The organism is Devosia neptuniae (assembly GCF_025452235.1).
Taxonomy (GTDB): Bacteria; Pseudomonadota; Alphaproteobacteria; order Rhizobiales; family Devosiaceae; genus Devosia.
Genome location: NZ_CP104965.1, coordinates 1395884 through 1415020 on the forward strand (window position 1 = coordinate 1395884; position 19137 = coordinate 1415020).

Annotated in this window: 20 protein-coding genes; 6 read left to right on the forward strand and 14 right to left on the reverse strand. The window is 63.3% G+C overall.

Annotated features, from left to right (window positions below):
- Window positions 1–8: 8 nt before the first annotated feature.
- Window positions 9–389 carry a hypothetical protein gene (locus N8A98_RS09595; protein ID WP_113123349.1) on the forward strand — a complete coding sequence of 127 codons (381 nt, stop codon included), beginning with the start codon at window positions 9–11 and terminating at the stop codon, window positions 387–389.
- On the opposite strand, the gene N8A98_RS09600 is transcribed toward N8A98_RS09595, so the two are convergent.
- The 7 genes from N8A98_RS09600 to htpX form a co-directional block, all read right to left on the reverse strand.
- Entirely contained in the window at window positions 386–814 is a 429-nt protein-coding gene (locus N8A98_RS09600; RefSeq protein WP_262170945.1) for a metallopeptidase family protein, read from the reverse strand. The two genes, N8A98_RS09595 and N8A98_RS09600, sit on opposite strands and share 4 nt — an antisense overlap.
- Complete coding sequence (leuC, locus tag N8A98_RS09605; protein WP_262170947.1) at window positions 805–2211, reverse strand: 3-isopropylmalate dehydratase large subunit; 1407 nt, start codon at window positions 2209–2211, stop codon at window positions 805–807. Before leuC ends, N8A98_RS09600 begins: the two co-directional genes overlap by 10 nt.
- A 93-nt stretch (window positions 2212–2304) precedes the next feature.
- A complete protein-coding gene (locus N8A98_RS09610) occupies window positions 2305–3543 on the reverse strand; it encodes a carboxylate--amine ligase (protein ID WP_262170949.1) in 1239 nt (412 codons plus the stop codon).
- Window positions 3544–4019: 476 nt separating this feature from the next.
- Window positions 4020–5606: a bifunctional phosphoribosylaminoimidazolecarboxamide formyltransferase/IMP cyclohydrolase gene (gene purH, locus N8A98_RS09615; protein ID WP_262170951.1), complete on the reverse strand. Its 1587-nt coding sequence runs from the start codon at window positions 5604–5606 to the stop codon at window positions 4020–4022.
- Between the two features lie 74 nt (window positions 5607–5680).
- Complete coding sequence (locus tag N8A98_RS09620) at window positions 5681–7273, reverse strand: heparinase II/III family protein (protein ID WP_262170953.1); 1593 nt, start codon at window positions 7271–7273, stop codon at window positions 5681–5683.
- A gap of 120 nt (window positions 7274–7393) precedes the next feature.
- Complete coding sequence (locus tag N8A98_RS09625) at window positions 7394–8695, reverse strand: RsmB/NOP family class I SAM-dependent RNA methyltransferase (protein WP_262170955.1); 1302 nt, start codon at window positions 8693–8695, stop codon at window positions 7394–7396.
- Window positions 8696–8704: 9 nt separating this feature from the next.
- Entirely contained in the window at window positions 8705–9700 is a 996-nt protein-coding gene (gene htpX / locus N8A98_RS09630; RefSeq protein ID WP_262170957.1) for a zinc metalloprotease HtpX, read from the reverse strand.
- 95 nt (window positions 9701–9795) lie between these two features.
- On the opposite strand from htpX, the gene N8A98_RS09635 reads away from it, so the two are divergent.
- Window positions 9796–10005 (forward strand): DUF1674 domain-containing protein, encoded by a 210-nt coding sequence (locus tag N8A98_RS09635; RefSeq protein WP_262170959.1) that lies wholly within the window; start codon window positions 9796–9798, stop codon window positions 10003–10005.
- A 14-nt stretch (window positions 10006–10019) separates the two neighbouring features.
- Here the strand turns inward: N8A98_RS09635 and N8A98_RS09640 are convergent, their stop codons facing one another.
- From N8A98_RS09640 to ccmA, 6 genes are read right to left on the reverse strand one after another with little or no spacing between them, the layout of a single operon-like run.
- Complete coding sequence (locus N8A98_RS09640) at window positions 10020–10610, reverse strand: ankyrin repeat domain-containing protein (RefSeq protein WP_262170960.1); 591 nt, start codon at window positions 10608–10610, stop codon at window positions 10020–10022.
- 55 nt (window positions 10611–10665) lie between these two features.
- The gene (locus N8A98_RS09645; RefSeq protein ID WP_262170961.1) at window positions 10666–11199 is read right to left on the reverse strand and encodes a DsbE family thiol:disulfide interchange protein; all 534 of its coding nucleotides are present in this window, start codon (window positions 11197–11199) and stop codon (window positions 10666–10668) included.
- Window positions 11199–11369 (reverse strand): heme exporter protein CcmD, encoded by a 171-nt coding sequence (gene ccmD / locus N8A98_RS09650; RefSeq protein ID WP_315974543.1) that lies wholly within the window; start codon window positions 11367–11369, stop codon window positions 11199–11201. The genes N8A98_RS09645 and ccmD overlap by 1 nt, the downstream gene beginning before the upstream one ends.
- Entirely contained in the window at window positions 11366–12127 is a 762-nt protein-coding gene (locus N8A98_RS09655; RefSeq protein ID WP_262170963.1) for a heme ABC transporter permease, read from the reverse strand. Before N8A98_RS09655 ends, ccmD begins: the two co-directional genes overlap by 4 nt.
- A 12-nt stretch (window positions 12128–12139) precedes the next feature.
- On the reverse strand, window positions 12140–12793 hold the full coding sequence (ccmB, locus tag N8A98_RS09660) for a heme exporter protein CcmB (protein ID WP_262170965.1): 654 nt from the start codon (window positions 12791–12793) through the stop codon (window positions 12140–12142).
- Window positions 12790–13425, reverse strand: coding sequence for a heme ABC exporter ATP-binding protein CcmA (gene ccmA, locus N8A98_RS09665; RefSeq protein WP_262170967.1), 636 nt, complete (start codon window positions 13423–13425; stop codon window positions 12790–12792). The genes ccmB and ccmA overlap by 4 nt, the downstream gene beginning before the upstream one ends.
- Before the next feature lie 173 nt (window positions 13426–13598).
- On the opposite strand from ccmA, the gene acnA reads away from it, so the two are divergent.
- The 4 genes from acnA to N8A98_RS09685 all read left to right on the forward strand — a co-directional run bounded on the left by acnA (window position 13599) and on the right by N8A98_RS09685 (window position 18399).
- Window positions 13599–16352 (forward strand): aconitate hydratase AcnA, encoded by a 2754-nt coding sequence (gene acnA, locus N8A98_RS09670; RefSeq protein ID WP_262170969.1) that lies wholly within the window; start codon window positions 13599–13601, stop codon window positions 16350–16352.
- 151 nt (window positions 16353–16503) lie between these two features.
- Complete coding sequence (locus tag N8A98_RS09675; protein WP_262170971.1) at window positions 16504–17238, forward strand: DUF1223 domain-containing protein; 735 nt, start codon at window positions 16504–16506, stop codon at window positions 17236–17238.
- Window positions 17239–17542: 304 nt separating this feature from the next.
- Window positions 17543–17932, forward strand: a complete 390-nt coding sequence (locus N8A98_RS09680) for a DUF2794 domain-containing protein (RefSeq protein WP_390888819.1) — start codon at window positions 17543–17545, stop codon at window positions 17930–17932.
- A complete protein-coding gene (locus N8A98_RS09685) occupies window positions 17929–18399 on the forward strand; it encodes a GNAT family N-acetyltransferase (protein ID WP_262170973.1) in 471 nt (156 codons plus the stop codon). The genes N8A98_RS09680 and N8A98_RS09685 overlap by 4 nt, the downstream gene beginning before the upstream one ends.
- 21 nt (window positions 18400–18420) lie before the next feature.
- On the opposite strand, the gene N8A98_RS09690 is transcribed toward N8A98_RS09685, so the two are convergent.
- On the reverse strand, window positions 18421–19026 hold the full coding sequence (locus tag N8A98_RS09690; protein WP_262170975.1) for a nucleotidyltransferase domain-containing protein: 606 nt from the start codon (window positions 19024–19026) through the stop codon (window positions 18421–18423).
- Window positions 19027–19137: the final 111 nt, after the last annotated feature.

Genomic DNA, 19137 nt, shown 5'->3' on the forward strand with positions numbered 1-19137 from the left:
GCGCTGTAATGGCCAGGACTTTGACTTCCCATGGTGAGATCCGGCAATGGGCCGAAGCGCGTGGCGGCAATCCCATGCTGATGGAAACGCCCGACGGCACCGGCAGCCGGACGCTGCTGCAACTGACCTTTGGCCAGCACGCCATCAATACCGATGGCAATGAGGGGCCGGACCGGATCGGTGGCTTTCAGCTGGTGAGCTGGGATGACTGGTTCGCCGCGCTAGACGCGGCCAAGCTGGCGCTGCGGGTGTCGGACGATCTGGCCGGGGGGAATGAGGCGGAGTTCGAATTCGTGCCGCGTGAGGGCGGCGACAACACTTCTGAAGCCGGAAAGAAGCCTGCTGCAATCAGCATCCAGTCGCCCAATAAGGACGACCGAGCGTCCTAGTCGCTCTCCGCGGCCGCCTCGATGGCTTCCATATCCTCATCAGAAAAGCCGAAATGGTGCCCCAGTTCGTGGATCAGCACATGGGTGACGACTTCGCCCAGCGTATTGTCGTCGTTTTCGGCCCAGTAATCGAGAATGGCGCGGCGGTAGAGGAAGACCGTGTTGGGCAATTGCCCCGTCTGGGGCATGGCGCCGTCCTCGGTCATCCCGATGCCGGTGAACAGCCCCATCAATTCGAAGGGGCTCTCCATGCCAAAGCCTTCGAGCACATCATCCTCGGCAAATTCGGCCACCGCGCAGGTGACGTCGGCTGCCAGCGAGGCAAAGGGCTCCGGCAGCGCCTTGAGGGCCGCCGTCGCCAGGGCTTCGATATCGTCGAGGGTGGGCGCGAACCGCGCCCCCCAATCGGTCGCGCTTACTGCCACTCGCGGATGTCGACGAAGTGGCCGGCAATTGCCGCCGCTGCGGCCATGGCCGGAGACACCAGATGCGTGCGACCCTTGAAGCCCTGGCGGCCTTCAAAATTGCGGTTGGAGGTCGACGCACAGCGTTCCTGCGGCTTGAGCTTGTCCGGGTTCATGGCCAGGCACATCGAGCAACCGGGCTCGCGCCATTCAAAGCCGGCATCGAGGAAGATCTTGTGCAGGCCCTCGGCCTCGGCCTGATCCTTCACCAGGCCCGAGCCCGGAACGACCATGGCGTCGACACCGGCGGCAACCTTGCGGTCGCCGATGACGGCTGCGGCAGCCCGCAGGTCTTCGATACGGCCATTGGTGCAGGAGCCGATAAACACGCGCTCGATGGTGATGTCGGTGATCGGCGTACCGGGCTTGAGGCCCATATAGTCGAGCGCCCGCCACTTGGAAGCGCGCTTGTTCTCGTCCTCGATGTCATCGGGGTTTGGCACCGCGCCGGTCACCGAGATCACGTCTTCGGGCGAGGAGCCCCAGGACACGATCGGCGGCAGCTTGGCGGCGTCGAGAATGACGACCTTGTCGTAGACCGCGCCTTCGTCGGTATAGAGGGTCTTCCAATAGTCGAGCGCCATGTCCCAGGCCTTGCCGGTCGGCGCGCGATTGCGGCCCTTCACATAGTTGAAGGTGGTCTCGTCAGGCGCGATCAGGCCGGCGCGGGCGCCGCCTTCAATGGTCATGTTGCAGACCGTCATGCGGCCTTCCATGGACAGCGAGCGGATGGCTTCGCCGGCAAATTCGATGACATGGCCATTGCCACCGGCCGTGCCGATCTCGCCGATGATGGCGAGGATAATGTCCTTGGCGGTGACGTGGGGCGGCAATTGCCCATCCACGCGCACCAGCATGTTCTTGGCCTTTTGCTGGATCAGCGTTTGCGTGGCCAGCACGTGCTCGACTTCGGAGGTGCCGATACCATGCGCCAGGGCGCCAAAGGCACCATGGGTCGAGGTATGGCTATCGCCGCACACAATGGTCATGCCGGGCAGGGTGAAGCCCTGCTCCGGGCCCACGATGTGCACGATGCCCTGCCGCTTGTCGAAGGGGTCGAAATATTCGATGCCGAAATCCTTGGTATTCTCGGCCAGGGCAGCGATCTGGATCGCGCTTTCCGGGTCCGGATTGGGCAAGGAACGGTCGGTGGTGGGAACGTTGTGATCGACCACGGCCAGGGTGCGCTCGGGGTGGCGCACCTTGCGGTTGTTCATGCGCAGCCCTTCAAAGGCCTGGGGGCTCGTGACTTCATGCACGAGGTGGCGGTCGATATAGAGCAGCGAGGTCCCGTCCTCGTTATTCTGCACCAGATGGTCGTCCCAGATCTTGTCGTAAAGCGTGCGCGCCTTGGTCATTGTTCAGGTTCCGGCAGGAATGCGAAGTTTGGAGCCGTTCTAAGCCGGGACGGGGCAGGGGTCAAGCATAACCGTACCCTCGGGTACGGCTGGCTATTCCGAAATCGTGCTTGCTGCAGTGCTGGCGGCCGGCGTCAGGGCGCCAGCCGGTTTGATCCGGCGTTGCAACAAGCGCCAGGCGGTCAGCGGCAACTCGATCAGGCCGGGCTTGGGATCGCGCCAGGCAAAGGTGGCGAGGGTGCGCGTGCGGCCGATCGAGCGCAGGTAATCACCTAGGCGCAACTTGCCCTGGGCCAGCAATTGCAGGCCGACAATGCCATCGCGCAGCATGAACATCCAGCCGACACCCGGGCGTGCCACGGGCGGGTCGACGGTCTCGCCGGCGCTGAGCGCAATCAGCAGGGCGCCAAAATCCATGCCCGCCGCCTGGGCCAGGCCGAACCAGGACCACGGCCGCGGATTGACGTCGAGCAGCTTGAGCTCGCCAGTGCGGGGATCGCGTTTGAACTCGATTTCACACAGGCCGTGATGGCCGATGGAGGCGAGGAATGCTTCGCCTTTGGCGATGACATCGGCCTGCTCGACGGTTTCGACAAAGGTCGAGGTATAGCTGAACTCCACCGGAAACTGCCGGGTTCGCTGCGCGGCAAAGCTGGCGCGCGGCGTGCCGTTCCACCACAGGCCAGCATAGGAAAACTGGGTCTCGCCACCGCCAGGAATATATTCCTGCACAACGATGTGGTCCTTGCCCTGCTGCAATTGCGCAGCCTGGGTGAACAGGTCGATGAACTCGGCCGCATTGTCGGCCCGCCAGGCCTTGGCCTGGGTAAAGCGATTGACCGCGATGCGCATGGTGGGCTTGAGCACCACCGGGAACTCGATGCTGGCGGCGGTTGCAGCCAGATCGTCGCCCACCACATAAATGCGCGGCACGGCAATGCCCAATTCAGCGGCGCGTTGATAGGTCAGCGCCTTGTTGCAGGCCCATTGCAGCTGCGCCCAATCGGGTAATGTGACCACCAGCAGGCTCGAGAGCCGCTCACGCTGCTGGGCGGCGAACTTGACATCCTCGTCAGCGGCCGGGATGAGCAGGTAGTTTTCAAGGCTGTGCTTGTGCACCAGCGCTTCAAGCGCCTCGATAGCGCCTGGATTTTCGGCGCCCGGCCATTCGGCCCAGTGATGCACGGCATTGGAAAACCGGGGCAGCGGGGTGAAATTGGTGACAAACCAGACGTCGAGCCCTTGCCCGGCAAGGCTGCGTGCCAGCGCGATGGCGCCGTGCGACCCGCCCAGGATAATGGCGCCCTTGGAACGGGGGGATGGGATCGACATGCTCATGGTTCGTTTTTCACCAGATGTGTCTCGTCGGCGGCGCCGTCCTGTCCCCCCGAACGGGACCGAGCCGCAAAATATCAAAGATCGTGGGGTCGAGCCCCGTTTTGAACGCGTACCGCCAGCACAATAGACTGTAAGTCAGCACACGGCTAAGTGAACTTACTATGGCCACGCCAATAACACCAAAACTAGGCAGGGCGGCAATTTGGGCCAGGATACTCGCCAGAGTGGTTAATCTGGAAAGGGCCGCACCGCGCCTTTCCTGGCCGGCTCCTATGCCGCTCGCTAGCGACGCCAGCGAGCGGGTCAAACCCGTTCGCAGCAGCGACCCCAAAACGTCCCTTTGCCTCAGCATGCGTGCCCCTAACACATTGGCCGTTGGCAGAAACGGGTGCGGCCAATGTGACAGGTCTATCTCAAGAAGCTCTTACCGGTCCCGTTACAATTCGGTAACGCAGCAATAGGCAGGCCGATCAGTGCCGGAAATGGCGCATCCCGGTCATCACCATGGCGATCCCGGCCGCGTCGGCGGCGGCGATCACTTCGTCGTCGCGCATCGAGCCACCGGGCTGGATCACGGCCGTAGCGCCGGCGGCGACCAGCGCCTCAAGCCCATCGGCAAACGGGAAGAAGGCATCCGAGGCGACGACGGAGCCTTGCGACAAGGCCCCTTCAATGCCGGCTGCCTTGGCGGCGTCGATCGATTTGCGATGGCCGGTCAGTGCTGAATCGACCCGGCTCATCTGCCCGGCGCCGATGCCGACCGTGGCGCCGTTCTTGACATAGACGATGGCATTGGACTTGACGTGCTTGGCGACTTTGGCGGCCAGGCGCAGATCGGCCATTTCCGCTGCGCTCGGGGCCTTCTTGGTCACCACCTTGATATCGCAATCATCGACATTGCGATTGTCGCGCGACTGGACCAGCAGGCCCCCCGCGACGGATTTGACGAGGAGCCCATCGGCCTTGGGATCGGCCAGGCCGCCGGTCAGCAGCAGGCGCAGGTTCTTCTTGGCGGCGATGATGGCCTGAGCTTCGGGCGTTGCCGAGGGGGCGACGATCACTTCGGTGAAGACCTTGACGATCTCTTCGGCGGTCGCCGCGTCGATCTCGCGATTGGTGGCGACAATGCCGCCAAAGGCGCTGACCGGGTCGGTGCGCAGGGCGTTTTTATAGGCAGTCACCAGATCGCCAGCCACGGCAACGCCGCAGGGATTGGCATGCTTGATGATCGCGACGGCCGCGCCCTGGGCGGGGTCGAATTCGCTGACCAGCTCGAAAGCGGCATCGGTATCGTTGATATTGTTGTAGCTGAGCGTCTTGCCCTGCACCTGGGTGGCGGTGGCGACGCCCGGGCGGCTGTCGCCATTGGCGTAAAAGCCGGCCCATTGATGCGGGTTTTCGCCATAGCGCATGACTTCGCGCAGCGTGCCGGCAAAGCTACGATAGGGAATTTCGGGATAGTCGATCGCCTTGGCGAACCAGCTCGAAATGGCGCTGTCATAGGCGGCGGTGCGGGCATAGGCCTTGGCGGCCAGCTTCTGGCGCAGCTCGAAGGGCACGCCGCCCGTGGCCTTGATGGCCTCGAGAATGGCCGGATAGTCAGTGGGATCGACCACCACCGTCACATAGGCATGGTTCTTGGCGGCAGAGCGCACCATGGCCGGGCCGCCGATATCGATATTTTCGATGATCTCGTCATAGGAGGCGCCCGAAGCGACGGTCTTTTCGAAGGGGTAGAGATTGACCGCAACCAGGTCGATGGCGCCGATGTCATGCTCGGCCATGGAGGCGGCATGATCCGCCTTGCCGCGCACCGCCAGCAGCCCGCCATGCACTTTAGGATGCAGCGTCTTGACGCGGCCATCCATCATTTCGGGAAAGCCGGTCAGGTCGGAAATCTCGCGGACCTTAAGGCCCGCATCGCTGATGAGCTTATGCGTGCCCCCGGTCGAGACCAGCTCCACGCCCGCTTCGCTCAGGCCCCGTGCAAAATCGGCCATGCCGGATTTGTCGAATACCGAAAGCAGTGCGCGCCCGACCTTGACCGTCTTGCTCATCAAAAATGTCCCGCAGAGAGAATGGAAATTCTGCGCGCTCGCTAGCACGAAGCGGCGGCAATGGGAACCATGCACTATTGTTCGAGCGTAAAGATCCAAGCGATCTCGCGGTCGGCGGCGGCTTCGGTCTCCAGCACCAGCTGGCGTGTCTTGTGAAACCCGAGATAGGAGGATTGGCGCACGCTTTCCTCCTCATGGAAATCGGCGCCCTCCCACAAAAAGCTCCAGACCGCGCCATTGGGCAGCACCAGCCGCACCAGGCCCTCGCCGGACACCCGCCGCACCATGACCTTGGGCGCGAGATGGAAGCGCACCGAGAGCAGGCCCGATGGCGTGCCATTGGCGATCATGCGGTCCTGCCCCACCAGCGTGGTGCCTTCGGCGAGCAAGGTCAGCCTGCGTTCGAGGTCAACGCCGTAGCGCTTGGCATAGCCGGTGGTGCCAAGCGTCAGCAGGTGATCGGCCGTGTCGAGCGCGATGATCGGCGGCGTCCGCTCGGCGTCCTCGGCATCGATGGACGGGGCCGAATGGGCGACGGTCTGGCGGAACAGCGCCTGGCTTTCCGGTAGATCCGCCGGGGCGGGGCCGCAGGAGCCCAGGATCAGTTCATTGCCATGGGAGAATTCAAAGGCCAATGCGCCGGCATGGGCCTCGGCATCAAACCCTTTGGGCGGCACGCGGCCGGAATCGGCGATCACCACCGCTTCGCCATTGCGCAGAATGCCATAACCGCCCAGCAGCAGGGAGCGCCGCTTGCGCAGCGGCGACAGCGCCTGCACGGCGATCAGCACATCATGGGGTAATTGTCCGGCGCCATTGAAATAGACGGGCTCGCCGCTCGACAGCGTCAGTGCATCGAGGCTTTCATGCATGCGATCGATCTGGGCGCCCAGCTCGTTGCTTTCCTCGGTCTTGTAGCTGCCGGCGGCGCGACGGACGCTGGCCAATTCCACCAGCAGCTGCAATTGCAGCTTGGGATTGCGTGACAAATGCAATCCATCGGCATCGAGCTGGCTAGCCAATATCGTATTGAGCTTGGCAATGCGGGCCGGCACGTCGGTCTTGTCGTCCTGGTCGCAGATTTCGGCGCCGAGCAGGGCAATGGCAGCGTAGAGCGCTTCAATGGGGTCGCTGGTCAGCGGTGCGCGCACTTTCAGGCTCTGGATCTGGGTGCCCAGCACGCGCTGAATGGTCTTGGCCTGTTCGGGATTGGCCCCGTCGAGCAACAGCGGCAAATGCCGCAGCCAATTGAGTATGCGTTGGGCACAGAGCGCGGGCGCCCAGGTGTCGCGTTCGAACTGGGCTTCGCGGCTGATCCAGTCGAGCACCAGCATGCGGGCAAATTTGCGCTCGCCGGGGTCACGCACATCGCGGAAATGGCGCAGCCAGGAAAAACCATGCAGGTTGAGCCACCAATCCTGGTGCTCGGCCTCAAGCCCGAAGGGCGAGGCGCCCCCGGTTTCCACCAGCTTGGAGGCCAGCAGATAGCGGCCGCTCATCATGTCGCGCACGGCTTCGCGATCGGAGGGACGGAATTCGGGCAATTCGCCGGCAAAAGCGTCGTCGGCCAGGCCCCGCCAGGTCCAGCGCAGAACCGGCAGGGTCACGACGGTGTCGGCCAAGCCCAGAAACAGCCGGCGCAGCGCGAATCGAATCTGTCCGGACATCAAACTGCGCCCGCGCGCCGCGCGCCCGGGATCAGTCTCTTGCTAGTCAAAAACCTCAACGACCCAAATCCTTTGCGGTGCAACGTCCCCCGATCGTTGCCATTCGCCCCCGTGCCGATTCTAGCGCCGGCGGCGGAAGCGCGCCACGAAGAATCCGTCCATGCCCCCAGCCAATCCATTCGGGCTCATGCCCGGATGGGTGCGCACCAGCCCTTTGGGCGTTACCGCCTGCTCGAGACCAGGCAGATCGGCAGCCGAAACCGGGAAGAGTTCGAGTCCCGGCAGCGAATCAAGCGCCCAATCGACCTGCTCTTCGCCCTCGGCCGGCTCAAGCGAGCAAACGCAATAGAGCAGAGTTCCGTCAGTATCGAGACAGCGAAAGGCATTGGTCAGCAAAGCCCGCTGCAGCCGTACGCGGCCGGCAACGTCACCCACCGAACGATGCCAGATCACTTCGGGATGGCGGCGGAACGTGCCGGTGGCCGAACAGGGCGCGTCGAGCAACACGCCCGAATAGAGCGAAGCGGGCGCGAACGTGCCGGCATCCCCGACAATGGTTTCGGCGGTGTAGTCGAGCCGGGCCAGATTGCCCCGCAGGCGTTCCATGCGGGTGGCGTCGCTATCGAGCGCGGTCACGGCATAGCCGGCCTTGATCAATTGGGCGGTCTTGCCGCCCGGTGCAGCACAGAGATCGAGCACGCGCGCCCCCGGTTGCAGCGCCAGGAGGCGCGCGGGGATGGCGGAAGCCGCATCCTGCACCCACCATTGGCCCTCGGCATAGCCGGGCAGGGCCTCGACGGGGCGGTCGCGCTGTTCGATGCGAACGGTATCGGCCAGGGCGACCTGCGCACCCAGTGTGTCGATCAGGTCGGGATCATTGCTCTTGAGCGTCAGATCGAGCGGGGCGCCGGCGAGCAGGGCATCGGAAAAGCCGTCAATGGCCGCTTCGCCATAGGCGCCCAGCCAGGTATCGCCAAAGGTATCGGGGATCAGCAGATCGTCGCTCAGCATGCCGAATTTGGCCGAATTGGCCTGGGCGCTGCGCAACACGGCGTTCATCAGGCCCGACAGATGCCGCGCCTTGGGATCGCGCTTGGTGGCTTCCACAGCCAGGAACAGCGCGCTATGTGCCCCCAGATCGGGCAAAAACACCAATTGGGCCAGCGACAGGCGCAGGATGGCTTCGAAAGTGCCTGACTTGGCGGGCATGCCCTTGTCGAGCACGGCATGGAGAATGAAATTGAGTTGGCCCTGGCGGCGCAGGGCCGTGGTGATCAGCCGGTTGGCCAGCGCGCGATCGCGCCCGTCGGCCAGGTCAGCCGCATTGAGGGGAACAAAATTGTCGCCCGCCAGAACGGCTTTGAGCCGCTGGGCGGCAACGAGACGGAGCTTGAGCCCCGCCGGTTCGGATTTTGGTGCCACGCTTACGAATTATCCCCAGGGACCGCTTTGTCCACCACCCTCGCCGGACCTTCCGGTGGGGGGCACGCGCCAGCCGCTCGTGCTGTTGCCACTCGTGCCGCGAGACGGTGATGCCGATGGCGAACGGGGCTGAGGCGCTGCGCCCTTATCGTTCACCTGCATCTCCGCTGCAAGCTTCTGCAAGGCCACGATGCGATTGGCGGTGTCGGGGTGCGTGGAAAAGAGATTGTCCATGCGCTGCCCCGACAGGGGATTGATGATGTACATATGCGCCATAGCCGGGTTGCGCTCAGCCGCGACATTGACGGTTCGATGGGCGGCACCGGCAATCTTGTTCAGCGCCGAGGCCAGCGCCAGCGGGTCCGCCGAAATCTCGGCGCCGTGCTTATCGGCCTCATATTCGCGGGTGCGGCTCACCGCCATCTGCACCACCATGGCGGCCAGCGGGGCGAGGAACACCATCAGCAATGCGCCAATGCCGCCCAGCGGATTGTCGCGATTATTGCCGCCGCCAAAGAACAGGCCGAACTGCGCCAAGGCGGAGATCGCGCCGGCAAAGGTCGCCGTAATGGTCATGGTCAGCGTGTCGCGATTGCGGATATGGGCCAGCTCATGCGCCACGACGCCGGCCACTTCGCGGGTTTCGAGCGTGCGCAGTAGGCCGGTCGAGACCGCCACCGCTGCATTTTGCGGATTGCGGCCGGTGGCAAAGGCATTGGGCTGGTCGGACTGGATGACATAGACCGCCGGAGTGGGAATGCCGGCTCGCCGCGAGAGCGTATCGACCATGTCGTAAAGCTCGGGCACCTGGCTGCGCTCGACCGGGACGGCGTTCTGCATGCGCAGCACCATCTTGTCGGAATTCCAGTAGCTGAACAGGTTGGTCCCCGCCGCGAACAGCAAGGCGATCATCATGCCTCCCGTGCCGCCGATGAAATAGCCCACCACCATGAACAGCGCCGTGAGCGCCGCGATCAGGACGGAGGTGCGAAACATGTTGAACATCGGAGCCTCTTGGGGTTCGTCTTTCCTGCAACTATGTTGTGACGGCGACGGTTTCATGCAAGGCGCATGACCATACCACAATTGGGAAGCCTGCAATGAGTGATGCAGAACAGAGTTCGGATGAGGGCGAAGCGCGGCCGCCGCTGACCCCCGCGGCCCAGCGCGCGCTGGCGGAAGCCGAGCAACGCCGCCGCGCCATCGACGGCAAAACCGCCTTTGCCCCGCGGGAAAAAGGCGGCCGCGGCGGGCTCGAACCCGGCCGCTACGGCGATTGGGAAATCAAAGGTCTGACCAGCGATTTCTAGCCGGAAAGCGGGGTCTAGCGGCCGCCGGCCCGCTGCAGCAGCTGCACCATGTCGGTAAAGCCGCGATTGCGGGCATGGGTGAGCGGGCTGACCTTGTCGCCATCGGCCAGGTTTGGATCGGCCCCGGCGTCGAGCAGCAATTTGACGATGGCGACGTGACGCGGCCCGCCATCTCCAAGGATGATGGCCTCCAGCAGCGCAGTCCAGCCCAGCCGGTTGACGTGATCGACAGCGACGCCCGCCGCGATCAGCGTCGCTACGGTTTCCACATGGCCGCGCTCTGCGGCCGGAATCAAGGCCGTGCCGCCATAGCGGTTGGTGCTGGTCAGATCGGCGCCGTGGGTCAGCGTCAGCTTGAGGATTTCGAGGTGCCCTCGTGCCCCGGCATAGAGATAGGGGCTGTCGGCAATGGCGTCCTTGGCATTGACGTCGGCCCCGGCCTCGATCAGCAACCTTGCCGCCTCGATATTGTTGGCATGGGTCGCGACCAGCAGGGCCGTTGCCCCCTCGGCATCGCGCGCTTCCAGATCGGCTCCAGCGGCGATCTGCGCCGTTATAGCGGCAATGTCACCTTGGCGGGCGGCGGTAATGAGATCGTCGGCCATGGCGGCTCCTCCCATCATCAGGACCAGTAATATGCTGCGCCAGAGGAGCGCCATGCTAGAGCCGGGCCTTTTCGATGGCGGGCATCAGGTGATCGGTTACCGCCTGCGGCGTCAGCGGACCGACATGCTTGAAGGTGATGATGCCATCGGCATTGACCACGAAGGTTTCGGGCACGCCATAGACACCCCAATCGATCGAGACACGCCGGTCACGATCTGCGCCGACTGCGTCATAAGGGTTGCCCAGTTCGGCGAGGAAGGCGCGGGCGTTTTCGGGCGCATCGGATTGGTTGATGCCGAAGAGGCGGACCTTGGCGACATCCTTGAGTGCCTCGAGCAGCGGATGCTCGGCCCGGCAGGGCAGGCACCAGCTGGCAAAGACATTGACCACGGTGACTTCGCCCTTGAGCGCAGCAGTATCAAAGCCCGGAACGCCCAGTTCGGGCACTGCTTCCATGGCAAAGGCCGGCGCGGGCTTGTCGATCAGGACACTGCGGACCAGCGAAGGGTCGCGGTCCATGGATGAGGCAAAGATCGCAACCAGCGCGACCAGCAGCAGCAGCGGCAGGGCAAACAGCACATAGCGCATCAGGCCGGACCCGCCGAGCGGCGGCGAATACCGCGGGCTTCGAGATCTGCCAGTTTTTTGGCGACACGCCGTGCATCGAGGCGGGTCCAGACAATCAGTGCGGCGACGGCCAAGGTCACTCCGGCATAGGCGGCGACGATGAAAACGGCGTGCGGCCCGAGATCGATCACGATTTGGCTCCCTGCGCGGCCTGCCGCTCCAGCGCCATGACCCGGCGGCGGCTGACCTCGGTATGCATGGCTTTGAGGTGCAGCACGAGGAACAGGAATGTAAACGCGAAAAACATCACAAAAAGCGGCGTCAGGATTGAGCCCGGCATGCGCGGGCCGTCGGCGCGGAAGACGCTGGCGGGCTGGTGCAGCGTGCTCCACCAATCGACCGAGAATTTGATAATGGGAATGTTAACAGCGCCCACAAGGGTAAAGACGGCAATGACGCGAGCGGCGCGCAGCTGATCGTCAAAGGCGCGCCATAGGGCAATAATGCCCAGATAGATGAACAGCAGCACCAGGGTCGAAGTCATGCGCCCGTCCCATTCCCAGAACGTGCCCCAGGTGGGCCGGCCCCAGAGTGAGCCGGTAAACAGCGCCAGAGCGGTAAAGGTCGCGCCTAGAGGCGCTGCCGCTTTCATCGACACATCGGCCATGGGGTGGCGCCAGACCAGCGAACCCAGTGCCGAAACCGCCATCACCGCATAGACGAACTGGCTGAGCCAGGCGGTGGGTACGTGCACATACATGATGCGTACCGTATCGCCCATTTGATAATCCTGCGGCGAATTATAGAGGGCAAACCATAGCCCCACCACGAACAGCAGGACGGTGAGGATGGTGAGCGGCCAGAGCAGGGGACGGGTCCAGGCGACGAATTGCCCGGGATGGGCGATGCGGCTCCACCAGCTCTGTTTGGGTGTGGTTTGGATAGTCATGACATCAGCGCTCTAATCCTCGGCCGAGCTTATCGCAAGGGCGGCGGCAAAGGGAGCCAGCGCCACGGCCATGAGGCTCAATGCCGCAAGAAACAGCAGCGCGGCACTCGATTGGGTGGCGCTGATCGCCCCGGTGCCGAAGATCAATACGGGCACGGAGAGGGGTGCGATGAGAATGGGGGCGATCAGCCCGCCGCGCCTTATCGCCACGGTCACCGCCGCGCCAATGGCGCCGAAAGCGGCCAGTGCCGGGGTGCCCAGCAGCAGCGAGAGCACCATGCGCCAGAAGGCGGAAAGATCCATGGCCAGCAGCACGGCAAGGATCGGACTGGCGAGTATCAGCGGCAGCGCCGTCAGCAACCAATGGGCGATCACTTTTGCGGCAATGGTGGCCGAGAGCGGCAGCTCGGCATGGCGCAGCAGGATCAGCGTGCCGTCTTCATGATCGGGGCGGAACAGCCGGTCGAGCCCCAGCAGCATGGCGAGGAAGGCCGCGATCCAGATAATGCCCGGCGCAATGGTGGCCAACAGTGCTTTATCGGGGCCAACGGCAAAGGGCACGATGGCCCCGGTGATGATGAAGAACAGCACCAGCGTCAGCACATCGCCGCCACCGCGCAAAGCCAGCGCCAGTTCACGGCCGATAATGGCGGAAAATGCCCTCATGCGGCCTTGCCCAAAGCCAGGGTTTCCATGCGGGCGGCATCGGGCAGGGTGATCGGGTCATGCGTGGCGGCAATGGCAATGCCGCCGGCATCCAGATGTCCGTCGATCAGGTCGGTCACCAATTGATGGCCCTCGGCGTCTAGTGCCGCCGTCGGCTCATCGAGCAGCCAGACCGGCCGCTGCGTCACGAGCAACCGCGCCAATGCCAGGCGCCGGCTTTGCCCCGCAGAGAGATAACCCGCATCAAGCATGGCCAGATCACCCAGTCCGACGCGATCAAGAGCGGTTTCCACGCTATCGCCTGTCGCGCCATTGACCGCGGCCCAGAAGCCCAGATTTTCCGCTACGCTGAGGCGCGGCTTGGTGGCATTGCGATGGCCGCTATAATGCAGCAGCGGCCCAGCCTCTGGGTCCGCTCCTTCCAGGGCAAAAAATCCGGCGAGTGGCGCGACGATCCCGGCCAGTGTCAGCAGCAGCGTGGTCTTGCCGGTGCCATTGGGCCCGCGCAATAAAAGACAGGTGCCGCCATGGACCGCAAAGCTCATGTCATCGGCCAGCGGCAAGCCGCCGCGACCACAGGCAAGCCCCTGCGCGCGCAGCACTAAAGATGGATAGGCTTGCCTTTGCGTCATGACCCCATCTCGTATTGAACCAAAGGCAAGACTGGCAAGGGCAATCTTTAGTGTCTATAAGCCGTCACAGATTGGAGTCATTCCAGAAAAGGCGGCGCTATCCGGCGGATTTCGGGAGCTTTTCCGACTGCGCTTGTCGCGTCAGCAGCAATTCCAGCAAAGGGCGGAGCACCGTGACCTCAGTAAACAGCTTCAAGTCCAAATCGACCCTTACGGTCGGCGGCAAGACCTATACCTATTATTCCATCGCCGAAGCCGAAAAGCACGGCCTCAAGGGCGTGTCGAGCCTGCCCCATTCGATGAAAGTGGTGCTGGAAAACCTGCTGCGTTTCGAAGACAACCGCACGGTCACCAAGGCCGATATCGAGGCCGTCGCTACGTGGCTGACGACCCGCACCTCCGAGCATGAAATCTCCTACCGTCCGGCCCGCGTGCTGATGCAGGATTTCACCGGCGTTCCCGCCGTGGTGGATCTTGCCGCCATGCGCGACGCCACCGCCAAGCTCGGTGCCAATCCGCAGAAGATCAATCCGCTGGTTCCCGTCGATCTGGTCATCGATCACTCGGTGATGGTGGATAGCTTCGGCACGGCGCTGTCCTTCGGGCAAAATGTCGAGCTCGAATATGAGCGCAATGGCGAGCGCTACGAATTCCTGCGCTGGGGCCAGTCGGCCTTCGATAATTTCCGCGTCGTGCCCCCCGGCACCGGCATCTGCCATCAGGTCAATCTCGAATATCTGGCCCAGACCGTGTGGACCAAGGACGAGAATGGCGAAACCGTCGCCTATCCCGACACCCTGGTGGGCACCGATTCGCACACGACCATGGTCAATGGCATGGCCGTGCTGGGCTGGGGCGTGGGCGGCATCGAGGCCGAGGCTGCCATGCTGGGTCAGCCGATCACCATGCTGATCCCCGAAGTCGTGGGCTTCAAGCTCACCGGCAAGATCAATGAAGGCATCACCGCCACCGATCTGGTGCTGACCGTCACCGAAATGCTGCGCAAGAAGGGCGTGGTCGGCAAGTTCGTGGAATTCTACGGCCCGGGCCTCGATTACCTCAGCCTCGAAGACCAGGCGACCATTGCCAATATGGCCCCCGAATATGGCGCGACCTGCGGCTATTTCCCGGTCGATACGGATACGCTGAAATACCTGACCACCTCGGGCCGCGATCCGCAGCGCGTTGCCTTGGTCGAAGCCTATTCCAAGGCCCAGGGCATGTTCCGCGAAACCAATTCGCCCGATCCGGTCTTCACCTCGACGCTCGACCTCGACCTCTCGACCGTTGTTCCCTCGCTCTCCGGTCCCAAACGTCCGCAGGACCGTGTGGCCCTCAAGGATGCTGCTACCTCCTTCGCCAAGGCTTTGCCCGAGCTGGCCGGTGGCCGTGCCGAACGCACCCGCCTGCCGGCCGACAAGCAGGAATCGCGCTTTGTCGATGAAGGCGCCACCGGCGTCGACGACATTCCCGAGGAAGCCGCTTTCCCCGTCAAAGGCGCGGAATATGGTATCAATGACGGCCATGTGGTGATCGCCGCGATCACCTCCTGCACCAATACGTCCAATCCTTCGGTGCTGGTGGCCGCGGGCCTCGTTGCCCGCAAGGCGCGGGCGCTGGGGCTCAATTCCAAGCCCTGGGTCAAGACCTCGCTGGCCCCCGGCTCGCAGGTGGTTACCGACTACCTGACCGCCGCGGGCCTCCAAGAAGATCTGGACGCGCTGGGCTTTAACCTTGTCGGCTATGGCTGCACCACCTGTATCGGCAATTCCGGCCCGCTGCCGCAGGCCATTTCCGATTGCATCAACGAGAACAAGCTGGTGGCCTGCTCGGTGCTGTCGGGCAATCGTAACTTTGAAGGCCGCGTCAATCCGGATGTGCGCGCCAATTACCTGGCCTCCCCGCCGCTGGTGGTGGCCTATGCGCTGGCCGGCTCGCTCAATGTCGATGTCACCACCGAGCCGCTCGGCATTGGCAGCAATGGCCAGCCGGTCTACTTGAGGGATATCTGGCCTTCCAACCACGAGATCGCCGAGATCGTGCGCAAGCACGTGACCGCCGAAATGTTCCGCGCCCGCTATTCGGACGTGTTCAAGGGCGACACCAATTGGCAGGGCATCGCCGTCGATGGCGGCGAGACCTATAAGTGGAATTCGTCTTCCACCTATGTGCAGAACCCGCCCTATTTCGAAGGCATGTCGATGGAGCCCAAGCCCATCACCAATGTCGAAAAGGCCAAGGTGCTCGCACTGTTCCTTGATTCGATCACCACCGACCACATTTCCCCGGCCGGCTCGTTCAAGGCCTCGACCCCCGCTGGCAAATATCTCGAAGAACGCCAGGTCGCCCCGCGCGATTTCAATTCCTATGGTGCCCGTCGCGGCAATCATGAAGTGATGATGCGCGGCACCTTCGCCAATATCCGCATCAAGAACCAGATGCTCGATGGCGTCGAGGGTGGCTATACCAAGGGCCCCGATGGCTCTCAGATGGCGATCTACGACGCCGCCATGGCCTATCAGGCCGCCGGCACGCCGCTGGTGATCTTTGCCGGCAAGGAATATGGCACGGGCTCGTCGCGTGACTGGGCTGCCAAGGGCACCAACCTGCTCGGCGTGCGCGCTGTCATCGCCCAGAGCTTCGAGCGTATCCATCGCTCCAACCTGGTCGGCATGGGCGTCATCCCGCTGCAGTTCAAGGACGGCGAGAGCTGGCAGAGCCTGGGGCTGGATGGTTCGGAAACCGTCGATATCGAAGGCGTCACCGAGATCGCGCCGCGCGCTCAGGTGACCGTCAAGATCACCCGCGCCGATGGCAGCGTGCTCAATGTGCAGACCCTCTGCCGCATCGATACGGCCAATGAGCTCGATTACTACAAGAATGGCGGCATCCTGCATTACGTGCTGCGCAGCCTCGTCGCCGCGTAAACACGGCTCACCTGCCGAATTGGAAATGGCGGTGCCTCGGGGCCGCCATTTTCTTTGCACCGTGGCATGAAGGAAACGCTGGCGGCGTTTTTCCTGCTCTCACCCTCTTTTGACTGGCGGGGCTTGTCAGGGCCAGCTTACAAGTTTGCCCATGATATCCCGTTCCCTATTTGCACCGGTCTCCGGCATTGCCGCCTTCCTCCTCCTGGCCCTTCCGGCCGGTGCGGAAAAAGTGCATGACCGCCCCAAGGCCGTGGTCGAATTGTTTACCAGCCAAGGCTGCGCGCAATGCCCGCCGGCCGATGCGCTGCTGACCAGCCTCGCCGAAGAGGGCGATGTCATCGCGCTCGCCTATCATGTCGATTATTGGGATTATGTCGGCTGGGAAGACACGTTCGGCAAAGCCGATTATTCCGATCGCCAGCGCGCCTATGCCAAAAGCTGGGGCTCCTCGCGCATCTATACCCCGCAAATGGTAGTCAATGGCGACAAGGGCGTGGTCGGTTCGCGCCGCAACGAAGTGCATGGAGCGCTCGATCGGGCGACGCTCCCCCTGTCCGTGGACATCACCAGACAGGACGACATGCTCAAGATCGCCGTGCCGCCCAATGCCGATTTCGGCAATGCGGTGGTGTGGCTGGTGACCTATCTCGATCGGGCGGATGTCGCCATCGACAAGGGCGAGAATGCCGGCAAGACCATGGTCTATACCCAGGTGGTGACCGGCCGGCAGGCGCTGGGCATGTGGGAAAGCGCGACGGGGGCGGATCTCAAACTACCGCTGCCCGAAATGCTGGCGGAAAATACCGGCATGGCCGTCATCGTGCAGCAGGAAAAGGATGGGCTGCCCGGCCCGATCCTGGGCGCCGCAGCCTTCGAACGCTAAGCCGGCGTCCAGACAAAAAGAACTCCCGTTCCTGGGGGCAAGAACGGGAGCGATAGACTGACTTGGTCAACTAAAAGGTTGGTTGGCAGCCGAACGTCATGGTTTGGGGGCTCGTTCGGTCCGGCTGCCAACCACTGGAGGCAATGCTGAGAACCTGACCGCCCAATCTGGCGCTGTGAGGGAAAAACTGTGTTCGAAATTGGGTATTTTGTCTCCCCGCCATAGGATTGGACATGCACCCTTGCGCGCAAAGGCAAATGCCGCAATCATGACACTGCGTTGACAAGCGGAGAGAGCGTTACCGGTGCAAGGCCGTACGCCGCATGACAAGACGGTTAGCCTGGCTCTGGTCCATTCCGGAGAGGCGCCTTCCAGTGTGCCTCAGGCCAAGGCCATGCCCATCGTGGCGTTCGATCGCCGCGAGCTGATGCTGATCCTGTCGGTCTATGGTCGCAAGGTGGCCTCAGGCGAGTGGCGCGACTATGCCATGGACTTTTTGCGCGAGCGCGCCGTCTTCTCCATTTACGCCCGCGTCTCCGAACGCCCGCTGTTCATCGTCGAAAAATCGCCCAAGCTGCGCAATCGCCAGGGGCAATATTCGGTCACCAACCAGCAGGGCCGCATCCTCAAGCGCGGCCATGACCTCAGCCAGGTGCTGCGCGTGCTCGATCCGCAATTGGCGGTGGTGGGGTGACACTGCGCATTCGCCGCGCCATTGCGGCCGATGTGCCCGCCATGAGCCAGGTGCTGACCGCCTCGATCACCGAACTCTGCGCCGCCGACCACGGCAAGAATGCCGGCGCCATTGCCGCCTGGACGCGCAATAAGAGCCAAGCGGGCGTCGCCGGCATGCTGGCCAATCCCGATCTCGAACTCTACGTGGCCGAGCGCGACGGCGCGATCGTGGCCGTCGGCGCGGTAACGAAGGACGGCACAGTGGCGCTCAACTATGTCGCTCCCCAAGCGCGTTTTGCCGGCATCAGCACAGCCCTGCTCGCCCGATTGGAACAGGCGCTCGTCGCGCTGGGCCATCGCGAAGGCCGGCTCGAAAGCACCAGCACAGCCCGCGCCTTCTATGAAAGCCGTGGCTGGCAAGCGGATGGCCCGCAAGCCAGCGGCCGAGTGGTCAACGGCTATCCCATGTGGAAAGTGTTGGTGTAGCTGGCGCCGCAGATCGCGGCTCTACAGCCGCCCAATCCATTCGTGCCCCGGATGCGCCCGCTCCAGCATCGCCTTCAGCCATGCCCGTTCCGCGATTTCCAGCTTCGGCACCGCGTTGGCAAAATCCGCCACGTCCTTATCCCGGGCCAGCTTTGCCTTGAATAGCAGGATAGCTGCAGGCTTGAGATAGGGCAGGCCATCCGGCGTCACCGCGACCATCTCGGCCCGCGGTCGGGTGACGCCCGGGTCCCGTTTATAGACCCACATATCCGGCGTGCCCGGCTCGATCATCATATCGACCCGCCAGCGCTGCGCCGCCGGGTCCTGGCACCAGATCTGGAAAATATCCGCGGGCGGCTCCTGCCCATCGGGCAGATAGTCAACCATGCCGCTGCCGGTCGCATAGAATTCGAGGTCCGACAGGGCTTGTCGGAACAGGCTCACATCGCCGCGCAGCACGGTGAATTCGATATCCTCATGCTCGCGCGTCTCATGACCATGCCAGAGGTCCAGCGCCCAGCCGCCGACAATGCACCAGGGCCGCGACACGCCCGCAAGCCGCTGCGCCAGTTCGCGTGGGTGGAAGGGGCTCCAGGCATCATGGGCCAGAGTTTTTTGCGGCGTCATCGATGCGTCCTGATTGTGAAAGACCTCCTGGTGAGCTTGTCGAACCACGAGGTCGGGCGAGTGGAGGCTTCTATGTCACGCCCTCGCCCTTCGACAAGCTCAGGATGAGGT